This is a genomic window from Photobacterium sp. HL06 (assembly GCF_059552575.1).
Genome location: NZ_CM183914.1, coordinates 2,018,717 through 2,040,322, shown reverse-complemented (window position 1 = coordinate 2,040,322; position 21,606 = coordinate 2,018,717). Strand labels below are relative to the sequence as shown.

Here is a 21,606-nt window from a genome sequence, read left to right as displayed (position 1 = left end):
CGTATAGAAATTGTCACGCATAGGCACAGTAACTGTTTAAGACCTCATGTATTCGAAATTTTACTGCTCGTATTGTGTTTAAACTTTGCCAAACTACGCTGCACTTTTTGTACAGACAGCGGTTTGATCAGGTAATCCTGAGGTTGGTGGGACAGAACCTTTTTAACAACTTCAGTTTCAGTTTCAGATGTAATGATTGATACTGGCATATTTGGTAAAGAAAGTTTTATAAAACTCAGCAGCTCTAAACCATCGAGTGGTTTTTCAATATTTAGATCGAGGAAAATAGCATCAACTTTATTGTTCGAATCAATCAGAATCTTTTGAGCTGCTGACATGCTGCTAACCTTGATGATTTCCTTCGGAGACGTACATTTGCGAATGATTTGAGCCAAAACTTCAGCCATCAACTTATTATCTTCAATAATCAAGAATCTCTTCATGCTAGTCCAACTCTATCGACATCATATTGATTTGCATGCATATAAAGATAGAACACACTGCCCAGCTTAACAAGCACCTTTATCAAGGTTTCATGCATCACTAACAAAACACTCTTTTCATGAGCAATTTTCTGATTCATAAGCGTTAAGGGTTCTTTCGGTCCAAAGCTTAAAATGAGGCCGAAGGGTGACACCGTAACAGGGTGCTAATTGCTAAGTTGATACATATAGAGAAGTAAAGCACAAGACTCATATCCTAAACATCAGATTTATCAAATGTTTTTCTGTGATGAAGGCATTAGAGACCGATATCAGCAAACTGCTATGATAGAAAATATCAAAATATAACAGTGAGGTGATTATGTCCTTTAAAGTTGGTGATGTTGTTCGTTTAAAAAGTGGAAGTCCCTTAATGACAATAGTCAGCATTTCTGGTTCAAGCCGGATCGGCTGCAAGTGGTTCGTGAACAACATGAACCCGGAACAATGCGAGTTTCCGTCACAAGCCTTGAACTTGTATGTTGAGCCTTCGACAGAAGAACAAGAGCAGGCCTTGGTTTAAGAATTATCTAATTTCTTAGTCGAACCGCCATTCAAGGCGGTTTTATTATAGAAGGGTACTAACTCTAAGCAGCCTTTACCAAGTGAAATGCCATAGTTAACAAACTTATCATCACGTACTAGCTTGGCTATAGGTTTCAAATGTTACTTGCCATTTTGGTATCTCTCGAGTGACACTGACATTATCTTTAACGACGTATTTTACGGTTAAATAGTCGTTTGAAACATAGATGTCATCAACTTCAAGTAAGTCGCTATGATTATCATTAGCAACATCTTTAAGCTCATTTTTTTCAAGAGCAACAATAACTGCCCCTCGACCATGTATAACGATGTATAAGCAACCCTCGGCTAAGTACTGTTGAATCTCTGTCGGAGTCATTTAATCACCTTTGCTTATGATGGGATTAAATGAGTATAGATACCAATATCTAATATGGCAGTAAAGAGTCATATCCAATGTTGCCTGATGATTATTGCGACTTGCGGTAGGCCTGCTTTTTCTGTTTTGTCACGTTGTCACCTATGAGCTCCTTGAGCCGTCACGAAACGACAACAACGTAATCACGTTGGAGCAACACGTTACATGCTCATCCTGCGAAGAAAAGTGACGACTATTGAGCAAACGCGACACTTTTCAAAATACCTGTGGTTTGATTTTCGATATCATTGTTGTTTCCCAGAGCTATTGCAAAGCACTCATTTTTGTTTTTTTTGAGTAAATTGATAATATCTGGCTCTAGCTTACCCTGTCGGGTTAAATCATCAAGAGTTGCAATGGCCTTGTCTAACGGCATGCTATTTTGATTTGGCGAACCCTGCACAAGGACCTGAAAGACATCCGCGACAGCAATAATTCGAGCTTCGATACTCATATCTTTTTTGCAAGGATGAAAAGGATAGCCTATACCGTTCAGCCCCTCAAGATGATAGGCAGCCCAGCTAGCAATTTCGTCAAAACCTTTGATATGCCTTAAAATTTCATATGTCTCGAAGCTATGTTGTTTAAAAATAGAGCGTTCAATATCATCAAAACGAGTTGGCTTCTCAAGGATACTTGCTGGGATATGTAGTTTACCGAGATCATGCAATAGTCCGGCAATTTCAATTTTATCGCACTGTTCTGGGAGCAACCCAAAAGTAGATGCCAGGTATCGAGCTAGGTTGGCAACCCTTATCGAATGTTGGGCTGTGTATGGACTTTTCTGATCAACGATATAGGCCATAATCATTGAAAGTTGCTTTAGCTGGGGAAAAGTTAATGGTGGTCTATTATGTTTGAACTTAGCCATATCCCAGGTATAACGGATAACGTGGCGCTCCTCCAATGAAACCCAGAATGCATCTGACTTTTCTGCCTGCTTAAAAGCGCTAACGATTAGAGGGTCAAAATAGGTGTCTTCATAGCTCTCAATCGTATGAATAATTTCTTTTCTAGCCAGTAATACCCCTTTCTTATAATAAGGAGCAGCCAAGATATCAATACGATCAGACAGGAAGATAAGATTGGCCATTAAGCTATCTTTCATACTGATATTTAATTCCTTCAGCTCCTGCCATGGGGTATGGTGATGAAGAATAGGTATTGCAAAACTTGATAGTGGCTCAAATTGCTCCATCAAGCGGTAGCCAACTTCGCAATGTTGTTTGGTATCTTTCCCGTCGAAATGATTAACAAGGTTAGAGTGCATCTGCTCTGTAGAGACGCCACAATCATGTAATAATCCAAGTTCAAAGGCAAAGTGAATGGCTCCGTCTGTAAAGCCTAGCTGTTTCCCAATCTGGCTGGCAATATAACCAACACGTTTACCATGGTTTGTATCATTCATTCCTACCAGTGATACAGCTGACTCAATGGCCATTATCATTTGTCGCAGATCAACATGTAATTTTGAAAATGTAGCCATTATGTCTCCTACTACTTCGTCACACTCTTTATCTTAAAGCACCACAGAGGTTCTAATACCATCCTATGAATAACTAAATTATTTAGTTCAATACACATCACTTATTATCGATTCCGCTTTTTGAGCGTAAAGCTCAATTAAGTAAGTACAATGATAGCAAGGTGAATGTGGTGTTTGTTTGAAATAGTTCAGGTTATTCAACTCATAGACTTCCATTCGGTATGTTTATTTCTGTTTCTGTATATCCAAGCTTAAAATGTCTCGTTCAAGGTGGTTAATCCCGCTCTGAAGCCAGCTGTAGAGTAGGGACGTTGGCCTTTCTTGATGTTCGGCTTAAATAGTCTGTAATGAAATCGGGCAGCCAGGTATTTGCTTGCTCAATCGTATCAACATCCTGGAGGCTAAGCGATCCTGTAACGTTTTGTTTGCACGTTCAACGCGGCCTTTGGCTTGCGAACTGTTGGCGCAGATGAGCTCGATATTGAGCTCCTGCAGAACACGGTCAAACTGAGTCAGGCATTCTAGTTCAACATGACACTTCTAAATGGTTCTTACAAAAATAATACGTTTTATGCCGTCTTATGTTAAAGCTCAAAACTAATTATAAAACAATCAATTAGAATCATTTCTTTGCGATAAGAAGGATTTGATGCGAAATTCAAATGAACTCACAGAAAACTATATTTTCCGTTTTTTTAGATGCGGATTAAGCATAGAAGATACCGCTAAACTTTGTTTTAAGAGTGTGAGAACCGTCACGTCATGGGATAAGGGGAAACCAATACCGCCAGAGTGTAAACGGTTAATGCGGATGTATTCTGGCCTCGAACTCGACCCATTAGCCGATGAGTGGAGGGGGTGGAGCATCAGAAAAGGATTACTAATTACACCTAATCGGTGGTCATTGACTCCAAACAGAATCATTACAGGTAATGCATTGCTTCAAATAAATGCAGATAATGACCGACAGACCAAAGCAACCATCATTAAAACTGCACGGCTATTGAACAAACTACCTTGTTCCAAAAGCCAATAATTATAAGTGCGCTGGAATACCAGCGCATTCAAACATACTTGATTCCAAAAGATATTAGTTTTATGCCTAAAAGTTGCACTTAGTGGCAAAACTCATGATCAAAGCTGACCCGAAATGAGGTAGGCACCCCATCGGCGTTGCGTGTCTGATGTTCCGTATATCGTGCAACCCAATCGTCATTTTCTACACTACTTGGACCAGTATGAATAACAATTACTTTTTCATTTATACGGGCAACCCCTCCAAAGTTATTCCCATTACGGTGTAATGGATCGGTAGATGACCCAATTTCAAAAAATTGAAGCTGGTACCTGTCTCCACTATCACTACCTATGCCGTGAAATGTTGTACTATGTTCATGATAAGAAACATGCTCACCACCAGAACCATCCACATGGAACCCTCCTCGGAAGTGGACAATAAATATGGCCTCGATATCCTCCATAGTGCAAGGGTTATAAATAGTTTCTTCGACAAGAAATCGTTCATTGAAGTCTGTCTTTGCTATGACTGAACCTATTGGTAATGAGGACAATATGCACAAAGAAAGAATCGATCCTACTATCTTCATTTGATGTCTCCAGTTACTACTTAAATACCTTAAGTGATTAAAACATAGACACAATGCTGCAAAGCTTACATTCATGCCCTGCATACAAAGCCATAAAAAGTGTAGGGAATTGTGCTTGGATGTGGATTCTTAATAATGAGATTCAAGAAAATTATTAAGATTGAACTTTGATTTCCTGCTGGGCATAACTCTAAAGAGGGGCGAGCTGAACAACCAAGTAACTTGAGGTAAGGTGAGAGTGGCCAAGGCCAAGAACGGGCTTATAGGCCACCGTACAAAAAACTTTCACCCCGTATTACTAGACGGGGCATCAAAGAAATCAAAAGTAAGTAATCTATCAGTATGTTTTATATCATCAAAACCAAGATATAGAATTACGTCTTTAACATCATTCTTTATATTAGGTTGTAATGCATAAAACATAGCTTTCATCTTTTCTATTTGAGTTTCAATCTCTTCATCGATTTTATCCTTAATTAAATTACCTTTATTTGTACTGGCAGCAGCATTCACATACGAACCTTCTAGATCACATAACTTAATATAAATTTCCTTGTAACTATCACATGAGCTCAAATATAAAGCTTCAGATAGCATTCTTTTTTTTAATGGTTCTATTTTAAGTAATTTATCCTTTGCCACAGTTGCAATGTTAATAATATCCTGCGCCTCATTAATCTCTTTGGTAGAAAGCGCAACACAAAAATTAAACATTATCTTTCTGAATTCATTATCAAACTCAATTAAATCTTTTAATATCGAACCTCTACTTTCATGTACCTTTTGATTCATCCATTCTTTACTAACACCTATTGCAACAATTATTGCTCCCAACGTTATAAGTGATGTTACTCCCGTAACTAATAAAGTTGTTGATGAAATCCATACTGAAATATCTTGCTTAGATGAATTTAAAGAACCAACAGCATATCCAATTCCAAACAAAATAAATACTGCATAAGCAATCCATATATAATTGTTCGAGTGAAATATTTATTCATTTCTTCACAATCTATCTGTGTTTATCCCAATTTAAAGTGTCCTGCTTTAAAACCAGATTAAAATGTCTCTTTTCAAGGTAGTTCATCCTGCTCAGAAACTGGTTGTAGAGTAGGGAACTCAGCCTTTCTTGGTGCTTGGTTTGAAGTCTTCAGGGTGTATCAGTACCGGGTTAATGGCGCGGAGTTGCTGTTGAGCCCGCTGTTGTGCCGTGCGCTTTGGCATTCTTTTATTGCGCTCGCGTTTACCTTGCTGCTCAAGTTCATCTTGCTTGGCCTGGACAAATTTCAATACTGCACCGAGACGTTTGTTATCAACAATACTGCCTTGGTCAATCTTCGCCAATTTATCAAAGACTTTAAAACTGAGTTTTCGATGGCCGTACTGGATGGCAATCGTACCATCGGGATAATCCAAAACTTTTACCGCCTCTTGTGCCAGTCGGCTATTTTCTTCTGTAGGATCAACCAGGTAGAGAACCTTGTCGTACTGAAAAGTCAGTGATTTCGATAGCTTACGTACTTCGTGCCAGGCAAAGATATCGTCTAAATCTTCCGGTGTTTCTCTGACGATGCGATGCATGTCTTTGGGGTAACGGGCAGGCTTGGCAAATCGACGGTTAAAATCAGCGATGAAGTCGGGGAGCCAGGCATTGGCTTGTTCGATGGTATTAATGCCTTGTAGACGCATTTCTTTTACTAAGCGATCCTGTAACGTTTTGTTCGCGCGTTCAACACGGCCTTTGGCCTGTGAACTGTTGGCGCAGATGAGCTCGATATTGAGATCATTGAGCACACGGCCAAACTGAGTCAGTCGCTCAGTCTGAGCATCGCGCTTGCTGACATGAAAAACAGCATGGCGATCGCTGTAAAAGGCCGTTGGTTTACCATGTTGCTCAATGTATTCGCGAGTAGCAACCATGTAGTCAAAGGCTGATTCGGTTTCACTGAAACGCAGGTTCATCAAGCGACCAGTGGCATCATCAATGTAAACCAGCAGGCAGCATTTGGGGCTGCGTTCTTCAAACCAGTCATGGTGGGAGCCGTCGATTTGGATCAGTTCACCTAAACAGTCACGGCGATGGCGAGGCTGATAAACACGAGGCTTACGTTTGGCATGGGGAACCCACAAGCCGTCAGCGATCATCCATTGACAAGGTTTCAACGGCGACATGGAGTCCGTGAAGTTCTGTGAGCTTCTCATGCGCCAGAGTTGGCCCAAAGTCAGCGTAGTATTCGTGGACTAAGGCTAATGTGCGTAATTTCAATTTATCATCATGCCGGTGATTGCCGGGCTGGCCACGCTTTAATGAGAGTAAACCGCTAGAACCAAATTCAAGAAAACGCTTTACCAGGCGATAAACTTGCCGGGTACTCAAACTGAGAATACGGGCAGCTTCAACACCAGTTAAGCGTTTGTCACAAATGTCTTGGACGAGTTTAATCCGCAGTAATTCATCATCAGTCATGGTCAGCAACATCTCATTGGCTCCAGGTAACACACTAGGTAAATGGTGCTCTGAAGTTAGTTCAACATGACATTTCTAACTGGCTCAAACCTGACACTTCTAAATGGTTCTTACAATCTAAGTGCGCATTATGTATATTATGTTAAATAAGGTATGCGAATGATAATAGAAAGACGTTCAACCTTAACAAGATTCTCCCCTTTGCTTCCCAGCAACGTATTCTCTTTCCTTAGTACTGTACAATTTAACAGTATTAGCTATTTACCATAAAATAGGTAATTAACACCTATTTTTAAGTCCTGCTGCAAATGGTCAGTTTGCCTGGTACTTCAAAATAAGCTGTTAATTACAGCTTGGTTTAACAAACCAAGCTAGTTGCAATATATGACTCATTAAATGCAGAAGCAAAAACGCCAGACATCATAAATGTCTGGCGTTATAGACTATAAACTTATCCGGCTCCGGTTAAAGCCAATGCTTGGTACTTATTGAGCATTGCATTTAGCTCTTCTGTTCGAATTGGTTTTGCCAAGAAACCATTCATACCAGCTTTCTCATATTCAATTTGATCTGAATGCATAGCATTGGCCGTTAATGCGATTATTGGAATATCAATATTCTTTTGCCTCAACTGTTTTGTGGCCTGCAAACCATCTAACACTGGCATCGAGATATCCATCAGGACAATGTCAAATTGATGCTGGTTTTCCTCTAACATTGAAACTGCTTCTTTACCATTATGAGCTATTGCAACTTGGTGGCCGCGTTTTTCTAGCATTAGCTTTGCTACCAACTGGTTGGTATTACTGTCTTCAGCTAACAAGATATTTAACGGTCGCTCGAGAGTTGATTCTGTAACAGGCTCTTCTGGTATTGAGTTATCGGTTAGCTGTAAGATTGGAATATAAACGGTAAAACAGCTGCCTTCATTTAAGGTGCTTTTAAGCGTTATCTTCCCGTTCATTTTATCGATCAAGTGTTGGCTGATCGCCAAACCTAAACCTGTACCGCCATAACGTCTTGTAATGCTGCCATCCGCTTGCATAAAAGGATTAAACAAGTTTTTTTGAGCATCGGCTGAAATGCCTATCCCTGAATCTGTCACTGCAATCGCAATATACTTGTCATTGCTGGTGACATCCACTGAAACAAAACCTTCATTGGTAAATTTAATTGCATTACCAATCAGATTAAACATGACCTGAGATATTCGGTTCTTATCTCCAAACATGGTCCTTGGAACCATAGGTGATATGTTGGCATCCAACGTGATATTTTTTTTAATCGCCTGTTCATTTAGCTGATTAACAACCAGATTAATACTGTCTTCCAAATACATTTCAGCATTAAACAACTCGAAGTTACCTGATTCAATGCGCGACAAATCAAGGATATCGTTAATGATCGTCAATAGTAACTGAGCAGATTGATCCATTTGGCTGACCCAGTGAATCTGATCTTTATTAAGACCGGAGTCCGCCAAGGTATCCATAAAACCTAGTACCGCATTTAGCGGTGTTCTAATTTCATGGCTCATCATTGCCAAAAACTGCGATTTTGCTCTATTTGCCGATTCTGCTTGTTTTCGGGCTTGTTGCAGCTCGAAGAGTCGCTTCTTACGATTTGTAATGTCTTTGGCTGTGCCACGATAACCCACAAGCTTACCTTGTTTGGTAAAATATGGTGTGCCACTGAAGCTTATCCATAACCCCCCTTCACTCTTAGGCAGCTGCCATTCAAGATCTTCGAAGGTTTCTTTCATCTCAAATTTTACTTTGAGCTTTTTCTTAAGCGCCACTTGCTCTTCAAATATTTCTAGGATGCTATCGTTATCAACGACATGGTTTGCAAGGTTTGGTGATGAAATATAAGTAAACTGGAAATCGGTATCGACTTCCCAAAACCAGTCACCGACAGTTTTAGCAAAATCCTTGAATCGCTGCTGGCTATGGGTTAACTCCTGGGTACGTGCGGTTACCAGCGATTGCAATCGCTCTCGATAATCAATGTCGATAATGGCGCGTTCAAGTAATGGTCTAAAGCGCTCAAGTACACGACGGCACTGGGGAGTAAATTGTCCACGATCTGAATGCAGAAATAAAAGAAGAGCATCGCCAGAACTCACTTTAACCCCTGTCAGTAATACTGAATGACAGTAATAAAGCATCTCATGAGGCAGTCCTTTGAATTCGGCAACCTGCCTAGGGTCAAATAACGCGATGCTTTCGCCATTCATACAGCGAATAAAGGTATTACTTACTGGCCAAATACTCGACTCAAAGAAACGGCACGTTGTCACAAGTTCTTGTAGCGGAGCTGTTTCATCTTCTCGGGTTAATACAAGTGCGTGCTCAAAGCCAATATATTTTCGAAGAACTGATAATAGGCTGTTAAAGACTTGGCGCTTATTATTGGCGCCAGCCATTGCTGACATTCCTGCAAGAATAGCGGCATTTTCATCACGAAGCTGCTTTTCTCGTTCCTGGCTTCTCAGGAGATCAAGTAATGTCTCTTGAAGTTTTTCTGATTCAAAACTTGCCATTGACTAGTCCCTATGGAATAAAACAGCTGAAATCATAAGGTTCCCATGTGCGTTTTCCCCACCGACAAACTGCCCTTGCTCACCAAAAGTAAAAGGACAGACAAAAGGTGCATGGTGCATGGCCTTATTAACATAATGTGCGACTTCTTCCATTCGATCCTGTACACGAAGCATACACCCTGCACAGTAAATGGTAATTCCACCAATTGGGTCTAGTTCACGGCTTGCGCTACCAATATCAAAGGCAGAATCGATTACCCTACCCGCCCGAGTTATCAGCCGTTCCTCTGTTCCTTCCATGAAGAACAGTTCTTCACCTTCTTCAACAGTCGCGAATAACTCTATCCCGCCCCTTGGTGTCACTTTTAACGGATGAGAAAGCTTGAAATACGGCAAATCATGAACTTTGCCGGCAATACGTCCCAATGGATTTAAGCTACTGTTTGAAATTATGCTATTTTCATCGGAAAGCTTCTGGCCCATCCACTCCTGGTATGTCTCTATGGCTGGCTTATGATTAAGCTGAACTAACTCTCGCCCTTCAGTCTGAGTGGCTATTGCACTTAATCCAGAGCTCGCATAGCCTGAGTGGAATGAGTAACTGACATTGCAAGATGGATAAAAGACACAAAGTCCAACTCCCTCTCGACACCGCTGTTCATGAGTGAATAGCTTCCAGTTCCCCTGAACATGGTCGTCAGCAGCACTGCCTCCAATAATAGGAACAGAAATACCTAGTTCATCTTCTATTCCTTTAATCACCTCTTCTTCTCGCCCTGGACTAGCATGAAGCAAGATTAATGCCGGAAGCTCGCCTGGGCGACCACTGTTTTCTATCGCACGTAACAATGCCTGCCGAGCCATATCATACGGGCTCTGGTTGGTTGAAACGATAGCACTACCGAACGCGCCGTTATAGTCACACATCGCCCATAGGGCAATGCCTTCACCGCGATTATACCCTTCGTCAGTCATGACTCCCTGACATGAGGAGCAACCTAGTATCTGAGAATTTGGAAATTCTGCCACTAGTGTTTGCTGAATCTGCTGTTCGTCGAAATTTTCAGAAAAGTACACAAGAATGAGTTTAGGATTCGCGATTTTACTTTTTAGTTTGCGAATTGCATCCGAAACAGCATGTTCCGATGAATGAAAAGCAGAAAAACTTGTGGCTATATCCATATTTTCATATTTATTGTTATGCGTAGATCTCATCATAGTCATTTTTGCCTTTGCAATCAGCAAACTGATACAATTTTTATCAAATAATGACTAAAGTCAGACACCGTTTTACCGCTAACTTATCAAATCGTTTATTTTTGGTGCAAGTGAAAGGAAGCATGACCAGTAAAGTCATATTAGTAACAGGTGGGGCCAAGGGTATTGGCAAAGGCATTTGTGAGCGGTTGGCTAATGATGACGTGATAGTCGTCGCCGTTGATATTGATGAAGATGCAGGATTTGAATTGGTTGCGAATAACCCCAGGATCCGTTTCCGTCGAGCTGATGTCACCAATGAGCCTGAGATATCTGCGGTAATAACTGAAGTTCAGGCACAGTTTGGAAGGCTCGATGGCTTAGTGAACAATGCCGCCATTGCAACGCCCTATAATGATCCAATTGAGACATTGGAAATACACGACTGGAATAGAGTCATTGCGGTCAACCTTACTGCGCCGTTAATGGTAACAAAACTGTGCATACCGATGCTTAAAGCATGTAATGGTTCCGTTGTAAATATTAGCTCTACTCGTGCTGCACAATCTGAACCCAACACGGAAGCTTACAGTGCTTCAAAAGGTGGGCTGATAAGTCTCACACATGCGCTGGCAGTCAGCCTCGGGCCTTCTGTAAGAGTTAACTGTGTCTCTCCGGGCTGGATTGATACCAACCACGCCGACCTGCGCCCTATCGATCATAGCCAGCACCTTACAGGACACGTTGGCAAGGTAGAAGACGTAGCCTCGATGGTAAGGTACCTGTTAAGTAATGATGCGAGCTTTATTAGCGGACAGAACTTTACAGTCGATGGCGGGATCACAAAAAAAATGATTTATGCTGAATAAACGTCTATTTCATAGGCCTGGGTTACCAAGCCTATGAAAGGCTAACTTCTACCTGCAAAGTGTTTATTTAACAATCACTTTGTTACAGTGAACTTTGCAATTACAGTGTCACTACCTTGCTGGACCTTAATCGCCCATGCCATTTTATCGTGAATACACTCAGGCACAGTGAATTTTCCTACCCAATCATCCGCTTGTTGCTCAAATATAACGGGGATTGTCCCCATATACATATCCACGCCTTCGACGTTGGCAATCGGCTTTACATTTGTGTTACTAATTCGTAGAACAACCTCAGAATTTGCGACAACAGGGAACGGTGTTAGCGACAACCCTAATACTTGCTCTTCACCCACAACAACGCAAGATTCTTCTGAAATATCGCACTGAATAGCACTTTCATCTATGGGCGTACTGTCATCATAGGTGACTGTTCTCCATACAAATGCCGTTATTAATACCGCCATCAAGATTAATATTTGCAATAATCTTGCCTTTGTTAATTTCTCTGCAGCCATGATTTACCGTGCTTCCCGTGTTACAGAGTTCAAAGTTTTCACATAAATGTTGCTTAACCGTAAACATAGTGTGGACTTGACTCTGTCAATCACTTGTTAACTAAAGTATTATGTGCACTGAAAATGCCACTTTTACAACAAAATAGCAATTTAAATGCTGAGTTGTTCAAAAAAACAACATGGCAATTAAGTAAGCTTTGGGTGGCATTGCGACAACTTGTTGTTCGCACAAGGAAAGAGAGTGTAGTTGAACAATTCAAATTGGAAGCATGCAACATGAGCCAAGTAAAGCAGCTTGAACAAAACTACAACTATACGGTCGTTCGTCAATTCACCCTAACAACTATATTATGGGGAATTGTCGGAATGGGCGTTGGTGTATTGATTGCCGCTCAACTGGTGTGGCCGGCGCTCAACTTCGATACCCCTTGGTTGACATACAGCCGTCTGCGTCCACTGCATACCAATGCAGTGATTTTCGCATTCGGTACTAGTGCGTTATTTGCTACGTCTTACTACGTAGTACAGCGTACTTGTCAAACAAGGCTTTTTGGTGGGAAGTTAGCATCGTTCACCTTTTGGGGCTGGCAAGCCATTATCCTATCCGCAGCAATTTCATTGCCTATGGGTTGGACTTCCGGTAAAGAATACGCAGAGCTGGAATGGCCGATTGATATCGCCATTGCTGTTGTCTGGGTATCCTATGCCATTGTCTTTTTCGGTACCATGATTAAAAGAAACACGTCGCACATTTATGTTGCGAACTGGTTCTTCGGTGCCTTCATCTTAACGGTAGCAGTCCTTCACATCGTGAACAGCCTAGCTATCCCAGTTTCTATGGGTAAATCGTACTCGATTTATTCTGGAGCGGTGGATGCGATGGTTCAGTGGTGGTACGGTCACAACGCTGTAGGTTTCCTACTGACAGCGGGCTTCCTGGGTATGATGTACTATTTCGTACCTAAGCAAGCAGGCCGACCTGTCTTTTCTTACCGTTTATCTATTGTGCACTTCTGGGCACTGGTTTCACTGTATATTTGGGCGGGTCCTCACCACCTTCATTATACAGCGCTACCAGACTGGACTCAGTCTCTGGGCATGGTGATGTCACTGATTCTATTCGCACCTTCTTGGGGCGGTATGATCAACGGTATCATGACGCTGTCAGGTGCATGGCACAAACTACGTTATGACCCTATCCTACGATTCTTAGTTGTTTCATTGTCTTTCTATGGTATGTCTACCTTCGAAGGCCCAATGATGGCAATTAAGACAGTAAACGCACTTTCCCACTATACGGACTGGACTATCGGTCACGTACACTCTGGTGCGTTAGGTTGGGTTGCAATGGTATCAATCGGTGCAATCTATCACCTTATTCCTAAGCTGTTCGGCCAAGAGCGTATGTACTCAATTAAATTGATTAACGTACACTTCTGGTTAGCAACAATTGGTACGGTTCTTTATATCGTAGCAATGTGGATCTCTGGTGTAATGCAAGGCCTAATGTGGCGTGCAGTAAACACTGACGGTACATTGACTTATAGCTTTGTTGAATCGCTACAAGCCTCTTACCCATTCTACTTTGTACGCTTTATTGGCGGCCTAATCTTCCTGTCTGGTATGCTTCTACTTGCGTATAACGCATATAGAACAGTTACCGCACCGAAAGAAAGCCTAAAAGCAATAGAGCAACCAGCATAAGGAATTCCGACAATGGCTAATAATCGTCATGAAATTGTAGAAAAAAATGTCGGCCTCCTAGCGATTCTAATCGTCATTGCTATTAGCTTTGGTGCGCTGGTTGAAATTACGCCGCTTCTTTATCAAGACCAAACAACTGAGCCAGTTGAGAATCTTCGCCCTTATACGGCGCTAGAGATGGAAGGTCGTGATATTTATATCCGCGAGGGCTGTAACGTATGTCATAGCCAGATGATTCGTCCATTCCGTTCTGAAACTGAACGCTATGGTCACTACTCTGTCGCGGGTGAAAGTGTTTGGGAACACCCATTCCTATGGGGCTCAAAACGTACAGGTCCGGATCTGGCACGTGTTGGTGATCGTTACTCTGATGACTGGCACCGTGTTCACCTTCGTGACCCTCGTGCAGTAGTTCCTGAGTCAAACATGCCTGGTTTCCCATGGCTGGAAGAAAACGTGCTAGACGGTAAGTTAACATCTCAAAAACTCGCGGTTTTCCGTGACATGTTTGGTGTTCCTTATACCGAAGAGCAGGTTGCCAATGCCGGTGCGGAAGTGAAAGGTAAGACTGAAATGGATGCGGTTATTGCTTACCTTCAGTCTCTCGGTCACGCAATGAAGTAAGGAGACACCATGGATATTGGAACCGTTCATAGTATTTGGACTGTTGTACTGTTCTCCAGCTTTATTGGTATCGTCCTTTGGGCATATAGCAAACGCCAAAAGTCACGCTTCGATGAAGCCGCAAACCTAGTGTTTGCTGACGAAGAGAAAGATATGGCAACGCGAGAGAATGACAGGAGCTAGGAAGCATGACTACGTTTTGGAGTCTATGGATTAGTATCATCACTATCGCCACCTTTGTTGGTATGGCTGCCCTGCTTGTCTGGTGTAGCAAAGACAAAATGGGTGTCGAAGAAGGTGAGGATATGGGACACGAATACGATGGTATTCGTGAAATTAACAACCCTTTACCTAAGTGGTGGTCCTACATGTTCTGGGGCACCCTGGTATTTGGTGCCGTGTACTTGGTTTTGTACCCAGGCTTAGGTAATTTTCAGGGCGTTTTAGGTTGGACGAGCTCTGATCAAGAAGTACGTTCTATTGAAGAGTCAAATGCATCAATTGCAAAAGCTCATCAAGAAAAACGTTCGGACCAGTACGCTCGAGAGCTTGATTATGCGAACGCTATGTTCGGAGAGACATTCAAGCGCCTAGCTTATGATGCATCAGGAAATTCACTACGCCCGATCACTGAAATTGCTGCTGAACCAGAAGCGATTAAAGTCGGTCAGCGTCTGTTCCTACAGAACTGTGCCCAGTGCCATGGTTCAGATGCACGTGGTCAGCTAGGTTACCCTAACCTAACTGATGATGCTTGGCTGTACGGCGGTGAAGCTGAAACTATCAAGACAACTATCATGCAAGGTCGCCATGGCGTAATGCCGGCTTGGGTTGACTCACTGGGTAAAGATGGTGTCAAAGAGGTTTCGACCTATGTACTTGGCCTATCTGGACGTAAGGTGAACGCTAAAGAAGCCGCTGCTGGTAAGCAACGTTTCGTTATGTGTGCAGCTTGTCACGGCACAGATGGTAAAGGTAACCCAGCATTTGGTGCTCCTGACCTAACTGATAATACGTGGCTATACGGTGGTTCTCGCCGCGCGGTTGAAGACACGATTACTCATGGTCGTCAGGGCGTGATGCCAGCATGGAAAGATATTCTAGGTGAAGAGAAAGTTCAGCTGATTTCTGCCTATGTCTGGGGTTTGGGTAACAATACCGACAAGTAATAATATGATTAATACTCGGTTACATATTGATTGAAAAATTAGTAATAAAAACTGAGACATAAGACTTAGCCCCTGTTAATTTCAGGGGCTCTTTTCATCAAAGCTTCAAAGGTAATCATTATGCGTAAACCATGGTATAAGCAGTTTTGGCCTTGGTTCGTTTTCGCCATCCCTGCCATTTCGATTGTGTACAGTTTGACTGCCGTTTACATCTTTTCTCAGAACCAAGTCGACCTTGTTGCAGAAGATTATTACAAGAAAGGTAAAGCCATTAACTTAGACCTTTCTCGCCTACGAGTTGCAGATGCGCTTAATTTGAAAGCATCTGTTAGCGTAACTGATACCAGTATCATGGTTAATTTTGATAAAGGTGATCTCAAAAGCCATCCTAACTTGCGTGTCACTTTTACACACCGTACTCTAGCCAATAAAGATTTTACTCAAATGGTCAGTGCTGATTTGAGCGGCTCTTATCGTTTTAGCTCTCCAGAGCAGCTTGATGGGCCTTGGTTCGTCGAGCTTGAACCATTTGATGGCGACTGGATGTTACAAGGGCGCGTTAACCTACCAACATCCGACCCGATTTCGTTGTACGGGCAGATTAAGGAATGACAAAAGACTGTTACCATTGTGGCGATCCTGTTCCACAGGATTGCCAACATAAAGTAGAAATACTGGGCAAAATACGTGACATGTGTTGCCCAGGATGTGAAGCGGTTGCACAAACTATCGTTGAAAGCGGCCTAACCTCTTATTATGAATATCGTACGGCACCTGCCGAGAAAGCCGATTTAGTTCCTCAACAACTCCAATCTCTCTTACTCTATGATCACGAGGAAATTCAACAGGAGTTTGTTCGTGAATTCGACGACAGCAAAGAAGTCTCGCTATCACTCGATGGTGTTTCCTGTGCTGCCTGTGCCTGGCTGATTGAGAAACAACTAAAGCGTGAATCCGGGGTTATTTCCATCCGAGTGAATACAACCACTCACCGTGCCTTGTTAACCTGGGATCCAACCAAAACAAAATTAAGTCACCTGCTTTCTGTGATCCATCAGCTCGGTTATAAAGCCGCGCCTTTTGAGGCCGACGCTCAAGAGCAGCAATACCACAGAACGATGAAAAGCTACCTGTATCGGTTAGGTATTGCTGGAATTGCCACTATGCAGGTGATGATGCTGGCAGTGGCTTTGTACTTTGAGATCTTTGGCGATCTCGATGCTGAGTTTAAAAGTTATTTACGCTGGGTCAGCCTAATTTTTTCCACCCCTGTTTTACTCTATTCTGCCCTGCCTTTCTATCTCAACGCCTGGCGAAACCTTCGGGCCCGAACATTGGGAATGGATGTTCCGGTTTCGATTGCCCTACTCTTTGCCTATGGGGCTAGCCTGTACGCGACGGTGATGGAAAAAGGAGAAGTGTTCTTTGAGTCCATCTCAATGTTCACCTTCTTCCTCCTATTGGGTCGCTTCCTCGAAATGCGAGCGCGACGACAAGCTGCAGCTGCCAGTGCTAACCTATTGAAGCTAGTACCAACAATGGCGACTCTTGATGATGGCTCTCAGGTTGCAGCCAAAACCTTGAAGATCGACGACATCATTACTGTTTTGCCCGGCGAAAGCCTGCCGGCCGACGGGGAAGTTGTTCAAGGCGAGACGGCAATCGATGAGTCAATGCTGACTGGTGAGCCTATGCCAGTACCTCGTTCACAGGGCGACTTGGTCTATGCCGGCACGATTAACGGTGATGGGAACATCGCATTGCGTGTAACCAAAGATCGCCAGAACTCGCTGATCTCTAATATTGTTCGCCTGCAAGATGAAGCGCAGTCATCGAAACCTAAAGTGGCTGAAGTTGCTGATATTGTTGCCCGTTATTTTGTTGCAGGCATTTTGATTATTTCCGCCTTCACCTGGCTTTTCTGGCATCAGCAGAAACCGGAAGATGCCCTCTGGATCACCTTGGCGGTGCTGGTTGCAACATGCCCTTGTGCACTGTCCCTTGCTACGCCGACAGCCCTAACCTGCTCAACATCGAGCCTTGGCCGTTTAGGCATTTTGTTACGGCGAGGACATGTTCTCGAGACATTATGCAAAGTGAACCAGTTAGTTATCGATAAAACAGGTACGCTCACCGAGGGTAACATTCGACTAGTAGAAACAAAGCTTCTTGGTGATGTCTCTGAATCAGATGCTTTAACGTATGCGGCCGAAATGGAACGCTTCGCTAACCATCCGATAGCAAGAGCATTTAGTGCTTATCGAGATAATCGTATGGCTTTTGACGAAGTTGAAAATGTTATTGGATGTGGCCTGAAAGGTAAGCTAAATAATGACGAGTGGCGGATTGGCCAAGCTGCATTTGTCCTTGAAGCTCATCCTGATACAGAGGCGCAGCTTAAGCAGTGCGATAACCGGTTTCAGGTGTGGCTATCTTGCAATGGTCAGATTGTAGCTGGCTTTAAACTTGATGATCCTATCCGTGAAGACAGTAAAGAGCTTGTTGAGCAGTTCCAGGCTTCTGGTATTAAAGTCACCATGCTAACTGGTGACCATTCAGCCAATGCTCAGATTGTCGCTGATAAGCTGGATATCGATAACCTGGTTGCTGGTGCAACACCTGAAGGCAAGCTTGAATACCTTCGTAGCCTCGGCAAGGAAAATGTTGCCCTGATGATAGGTGATGGTGTCAATGATGCTCCCGTTCTGGCAGGTGCTCACCTTTCGGTCGCCATGGGTGGCGGCACAGATGTTGCGAAGTCATCGGCAGATATGGTATTGCTAGGTGATCAACTGTCACGAATTTTACGTGCTCGTGAGCTTGCGTTAACAACCAGAAAAATCATTCGAGAAAACCTAGCATGGGCGCTAGGCTACAACCTCGTAATCTTGCCGCTCGCAGTGGCTGGTTTTGTCGCTCCCTATATTGCAGTTGTAGGTATGTCGGCCAGCTCGATCATTGTTGTTTCAAATTCTTTAAGGTTATTAAAAGAAAATGGCTAGTCTTTACTTGTTAATACCAATTGCGATCGTTTTTGTCTGTATCGCTGTCGGCATTTTTCTTTGGGCCGTCAGAACTGAACAGTTCGAAGATCTTGAGCGTCAGGGCCATGACATTCTGTTTGACGAAGATGAGCCTGTGCAGAAAAGCAATGCCCAGCCCAACACGCAAGAAGGTGGAAAAGCGTCGTGAACATTGATTTTTACGCTGCTTTTGTCATTGGCCTGATGGGCGCAGGCCATTGTCTCGGGATGTGTGGTGGTGTTGCAGCTGCTCTGACTTTGGGTATGCCCGGCCAACAACAAGCGAAACGGTGGCCTTACCTGCTCAGCTATAATACCGGGCGCCTCATCTCTTATGCGATTGCAGGTGCAATTATCGGTGGTGCCTTTGCAGGAATTGCTTCATTAGGTGGGTATTCGACCGGATTGGTATCGCTGCGGCTATTTGCTGCTATCATGATGATTTTACTGGCACTTTACATTGGCCAATGGTGGCAAGGTATAACTAAAATTGAACGTGTAGGCCAGTTTCTCTGGCGTTTCGTCTCGCCGACGGCCAAATCTTTGCTTCCTTTGAAATCGCCCGTTGCCGCTTTGCCCTTCGGTTTACTATGGGGCTGGTTGCCGTGCGGCCTCGTATACTCGACCCTTAGCTGGGCAGCCGTATCTGGTAGCGCGTTTTCTGGAGCTGTGGTTATGCTAGCCTTCGGTTTAGGAACCCTTCCGGCGATGATCGCTGTTGGTTCAGTGGCCCAACAGCTGCAAAATTTACTGAGAAATCTCTATTTCAAACGTGCCAGTGCCTTGCTGCTATTGGGTTACGGGGTTCATACTGGTTATATCGCAATCAAACAAATATTGTAGGCTTTTTAATACTCGTCATATTGCTTCATAATATGTTAAAATATTGACCTACATCAAATTGGTTAGACAGGCTTATGATTTCAGACAAACTTACAACCAAACGTATCCAGTCAGGTGGATGTGCAATCCACTGCCAGGATTGCAGTATTAGTCAGTTGTGTATTCCATTTACATTGAATGAGTCTGAGCTCGATCAGCTAGATCAAATTATTGAGCGCAAAAAGCCAATCCAAAAAGGACAAGAGCTTTTTAAGGCGGGTGATGAGCTGAAATCACTCTATGCAATTCGTTCTGGCACCATCAAGAGCTACACCATCACAGAACAAGGTGATGAGCAGATCACAGCTTTCCACTTAGCGGGTGATTTGGTTGGTTTTGATGCCATCAACGAGATGATGCACCCTAGCTTTGCTCAGTCGCTTGAAACTTCAATGGTATGCGAAATTCCATTTGAGATTCTTGATGACTTGTCAGGGAAAATGCCAAAACTTCGTCAGCAAATCATGCGTCTGATGAGTAATGAAATTAAAGGTGATCAGGAAATGATCCTACTGCTTTCGAAAAAGAATGCAGAAGAGCGCCTGGCGGCCTTCCTTTATAACTTATCACTTCGTTTCTCTCAGCGTGGCTTCTCACCTCGTGAATTCCGTCTAACAATGACTCGTGGTGATATTGGTAACTACCTAGGTCTGACCGTAGAGACGATTAGTCGCCTGCTAGGACGTTTTCAAAAATCGGAAATGCTTAGTGTAAAAGGTAAGTACATCACCATTCTTGACCATGATGAGTTAGCCCGTCTTGCCGGCGTAAGCAAAAACAACGCTGCCTAAGTGTTTTATTTATTGCAAAGAAAGTGATATGAGCTATGAGCCATATCACTTTTTTTATATTTATCCCCTTTCTGAGCTCCCCATAATTCTTCCTATACGTTACAGTTAATTAGGCCAATCTGATTTATCTATTTGCTTTAAATGGTATTCAGGGCAATAGACAGTATTCCTTTGTTCAGGGATCTGAGACTGGTTTTGATGCCAACACGGTTTGTGTAAGGGGGCAATTATGACCAAGTACAATAATATTCTCGTTGTTGCCGATCCGGCTCAGGATCACCAGCCAGCATTGTCTCGCGCTGTCGATCTCGCCAAAAGGTCGCAAGATATTAAAATCACCCTATTTCTCGCCATTTATGATTTCTCTTACGAAATGACATCCATGCTATCGGCCGATGAGCGGCAAGCCATGCGTAAAGGTGTTGTAGCGCAGAGAGAAGAATGGTTAAAAGATATTATCCGCCCATATGTCGATGACGGTTTTCACATTGAGATCACTGTAGTCTGGCATAATCGACCTTATGAGGCCATTATTGCGGATGTGTTCAGCAATCATCATGATCTGCTGATCAAAGCAACTCATGACCACGATAAAATTGGTTCAGTGATTTTCACGCCTACCGATTGGCACCTACTGCGGAAGTGCCCTTGTCCGGTCTTGATGGTAAAAGAACACAGCTGGCCGGAGAACGGGAAGATTATCGCCAGCGTTAACCTGGCAGCAGATAGCGAAACCCATGACCAACTCAATGATGCCATTGTGTCTGAAGCGTTAACTGTGGCAGAAATACTCGGTGCAGAAGTTAACCTTGTCAACGCCTACCCTGCTACACCCGTCAATATTACTATCGAGCTTCCTGAATTTGACCCTGCCTCATACTCAGATGCCGTTAGAGGACACCACCTTACCTCAATGAAGGCGTTGCGCCATAAGCATGGCCTGCCTGAAGAGCAAACCCATGTCATCGAAGGCTTGCCAGAAGATGTCATACCGCAAATAGCCGAAGAGCTAGATGCAGAACTCGTCATTTTAGGCACAACAGGCCGCACTGGTCTTTCTGCTGTCTTCATTGGCAATACGGCAGAGCATACCATCGACAGTTTGAACTGTGATTTACTGGCCTTGAAACCTGAAGGTTACGTCAGCCCACTGAGCCCACGGCTTGAGTAAGTTAGCCTGATAAATAGCAAGAAGCCTCCGTGACGGAGGCTTTTTACTTTCTATCTATTTCAATGCTAAATAAGTTTCGTGGTTCTCTTTAAGTGATGGCAAAATGAATTTGGCAACCTGATAGGTTCATT

General features: G+C 43.2%; 21 protein-coding genes and 2 pseudogenes. 13 read left to right on the top strand and 10 right to left on the bottom strand.

What is annotated here, in order from left to right; all coding sequences use genetic code 11:
- Positions 1-44: 44 nt before the first annotated feature.
- Positions 45-431, bottom strand: a complete 387-nt coding sequence (locus AC51G0_RS09560; RefSeq protein ID WP_496301813.1) for a response regulator — start codon at positions 429-431, stop codon at positions 45-47.
- Positions 432-804: 373 nt separating this feature from the next.
- Between AC51G0_RS09560 and AC51G0_RS09555 the strand changes: the two genes are divergently transcribed.
- Positions 805-1,005, top strand: a complete 201-nt coding sequence (locus tag AC51G0_RS09555; protein WP_496301812.1) for a YodC family protein — start codon at positions 805-807, stop codon at positions 1,003-1,005.
- A 111-nt stretch (positions 1,006-1,116) separates the two neighbouring features.
- Here AC51G0_RS09555 and AC51G0_RS09550 read toward each other — a convergent pair whose 3' ends face one another.
- From AC51G0_RS09550 to AC51G0_RS09540, 3 genes and pseudogenes are all read right to left on the bottom strand, one after another.
- Positions 1,117-1,386, bottom strand: a complete 270-nt coding sequence (locus AC51G0_RS09550; RefSeq protein WP_496301811.1) for a hypothetical protein — start codon at positions 1,384-1,386, stop codon at positions 1,117-1,119.
- A gap of 232 nt (positions 1,387-1,618) precedes the next feature.
- Positions 1,619-2,911 (bottom strand): HD-GYP domain-containing protein, encoded by a 1,293-nt coding sequence (locus AC51G0_RS09545; protein WP_496301810.1) that lies wholly within the window; start codon positions 2,909-2,911, stop codon positions 1,619-1,621.
- A 304-nt stretch (positions 2,912-3,215) separates the two neighbouring features.
- Positions 3,216-3,427: pseudogene (locus tag AC51G0_RS09540) on the bottom strand (ISNCY family transposase); the annotation flags it as partial.
- Between the two features lie 133 nt (positions 3,428-3,560).
- Between AC51G0_RS09540 and AC51G0_RS09535 the strand changes: the two are divergent.
- A complete protein-coding gene (locus AC51G0_RS09535) occupies positions 3,561-3,947 on the top strand; it encodes a DUF3653 domain-containing protein (RefSeq protein ID WP_496301809.1) in 387 nt (128 codons plus the stop codon).
- Positions 3,948-4,026: 79 nt separating this feature from the next.
- On the opposite strand, the gene AC51G0_RS09530 is transcribed toward AC51G0_RS09535, so the two are convergent.
- The 5 genes and pseudogenes from AC51G0_RS09530 to AC51G0_RS09510 form a co-directional block, all read right to left on the bottom strand.
- Positions 4,027-4,518: a hypothetical protein gene (locus AC51G0_RS09530; protein ID WP_496301808.1), complete on the bottom strand. Its 492-nt coding sequence runs from the start codon at positions 4,516-4,518 to the stop codon at positions 4,027-4,029.
- 285 nt (positions 4,519-4,803) lie between these two features.
- Complete coding sequence (locus AC51G0_RS09525) at positions 4,804-5,463, bottom strand: hypothetical protein (RefSeq protein WP_496301807.1); 660 nt, start codon at positions 5,461-5,463, stop codon at positions 4,804-4,806.
- 174 nt (positions 5,464-5,637) lie between these two features.
- Positions 5,638-6,985 (bottom strand): annotated as a pseudogene (locus AC51G0_RS09520) (ISNCY family transposase).
- Positions 6,986-7,436: 451 nt separating this feature from the next.
- Complete coding sequence (locus AC51G0_RS09515; RefSeq protein ID WP_496301806.1) at positions 7,437-9,527, bottom strand: response regulator; 2,091 nt, start codon at positions 9,525-9,527, stop codon at positions 7,437-7,439.
- 3 nt (positions 9,528-9,530) lie between these two features.
- Positions 9,531-10,709 carry an FIST signal transduction protein gene (locus AC51G0_RS09510; RefSeq protein ID WP_496301914.1) on the bottom strand — a complete coding sequence of 393 codons (1,179 nt, stop codon included), beginning with the start codon at positions 10,707-10,709 and terminating at the stop codon, positions 9,531-9,533.
- A 158-nt stretch (positions 10,710-10,867) separates the two neighbouring features.
- On the opposite strand from AC51G0_RS09510, the gene AC51G0_RS09505 reads away from it, so the two are divergent.
- Positions 10,868-11,593 (top strand): SDR family oxidoreductase, encoded by a 726-nt coding sequence (locus tag AC51G0_RS09505; RefSeq protein ID WP_496301805.1) that lies wholly within the window; start codon positions 10,868-10,870, stop codon positions 11,591-11,593.
- Between the two features lie 74 nt (positions 11,594-11,667).
- On the opposite strand, the gene AC51G0_RS09500 is transcribed toward AC51G0_RS09505, so the two are convergent.
- A complete protein-coding gene (locus AC51G0_RS09500; RefSeq protein WP_496301804.1) occupies positions 11,668-12,111 on the bottom strand; it encodes a hypothetical protein in 444 nt (147 codons plus the stop codon).
- 276 nt (positions 12,112-12,387) lie between these two features.
- Here AC51G0_RS09500 and ccoN point away from each other — a divergent pair, with 276 nt between their 5' ends.
- The 10 genes from ccoN to uspE all read left to right on the top strand — a co-directional run bounded on the left by ccoN (position 12,388) and on the right by uspE (position 21,475).
- Positions 12,388-13,815 (top strand): cytochrome-c oxidase, cbb3-type subunit I, encoded by a 1,428-nt coding sequence (ccoN, locus tag AC51G0_RS09495; RefSeq protein ID WP_496301803.1) that lies wholly within the window; start codon positions 12,388-12,390, stop codon positions 13,813-13,815.
- Between the two features lie 12 nt (positions 13,816-13,827).
- Positions 13,828-14,439 carry a cytochrome-c oxidase, cbb3-type subunit II gene (ccoO, locus tag AC51G0_RS09490; RefSeq protein ID WP_496301802.1) on the top strand — a complete coding sequence of 204 codons (612 nt, stop codon included), beginning with the start codon at positions 13,828-13,830 and terminating at the stop codon, positions 14,437-14,439.
- A gap of 9 nt (positions 14,440-14,448) precedes the next feature.
- Complete coding sequence (locus tag AC51G0_RS09485; protein ID WP_496301801.1) at positions 14,449-14,622, top strand: cbb3-type cytochrome oxidase subunit 3; 174 nt, start codon at positions 14,449-14,451, stop codon at positions 14,620-14,622.
- 5 nt (positions 14,623-14,627) lie between these two features.
- The gene (gene ccoP / locus AC51G0_RS09480) at positions 14,628-15,608 is read left to right on the top strand and encodes a cytochrome-c oxidase, cbb3-type subunit III (RefSeq protein WP_496301800.1); all 981 of its coding nucleotides are present in this window, start codon (positions 14,628-14,630) and stop codon (positions 15,606-15,608) included.
- Between the two features lie 120 nt (positions 15,609-15,728).
- Positions 15,729-16,220 (top strand): FixH family protein, encoded by a 492-nt coding sequence (locus AC51G0_RS09475; RefSeq protein WP_496301799.1) that lies wholly within the window; start codon positions 15,729-15,731, stop codon positions 16,218-16,220.
- Positions 16,217-18,610 carry a heavy metal translocating P-type ATPase gene (locus AC51G0_RS09470; protein ID WP_496301798.1) on the top strand — a complete coding sequence of 798 codons (2,394 nt, stop codon included), beginning with the start codon at positions 16,217-16,219 and terminating at the stop codon, positions 18,608-18,610. The genes AC51G0_RS09475 and AC51G0_RS09470 overlap by 4 nt, the downstream gene beginning before the upstream one ends.
- A complete protein-coding gene (gene ccoS, locus AC51G0_RS09465) occupies positions 18,603-18,800 on the top strand; it encodes a cbb3-type cytochrome oxidase assembly protein CcoS (RefSeq protein ID WP_496301797.1) in 198 nt (65 codons plus the stop codon). The genes AC51G0_RS09470 and ccoS overlap by 8 nt, the downstream gene beginning before the upstream one ends.
- Positions 18,797-19,474, top strand: a complete 678-nt coding sequence (locus AC51G0_RS09460) for a sulfite exporter TauE/SafE family protein (RefSeq protein ID WP_496301796.1) — start codon at positions 18,797-18,799, stop codon at positions 19,472-19,474. Before ccoS ends, AC51G0_RS09460 begins: the two co-directional genes overlap by 4 nt.
- Positions 19,475-19,548: 74 nt before the next feature.
- On the top strand, positions 19,549-20,304 hold the full coding sequence (fnr, locus tag AC51G0_RS09455; RefSeq protein ID WP_496301795.1) for a fumarate/nitrate reduction transcriptional regulator Fnr: 756 nt from the start codon (positions 19,549-19,551) through the stop codon (positions 20,302-20,304).
- A gap of 229 nt (positions 20,305-20,533) precedes the next feature.
- Entirely contained in the window at positions 20,534-21,475 is a 942-nt protein-coding gene (gene uspE, locus AC51G0_RS09450; protein WP_496301794.1) for a universal stress protein UspE, read from the top strand.
- Positions 21,476-21,606: the final 131 nt, after the last annotated feature.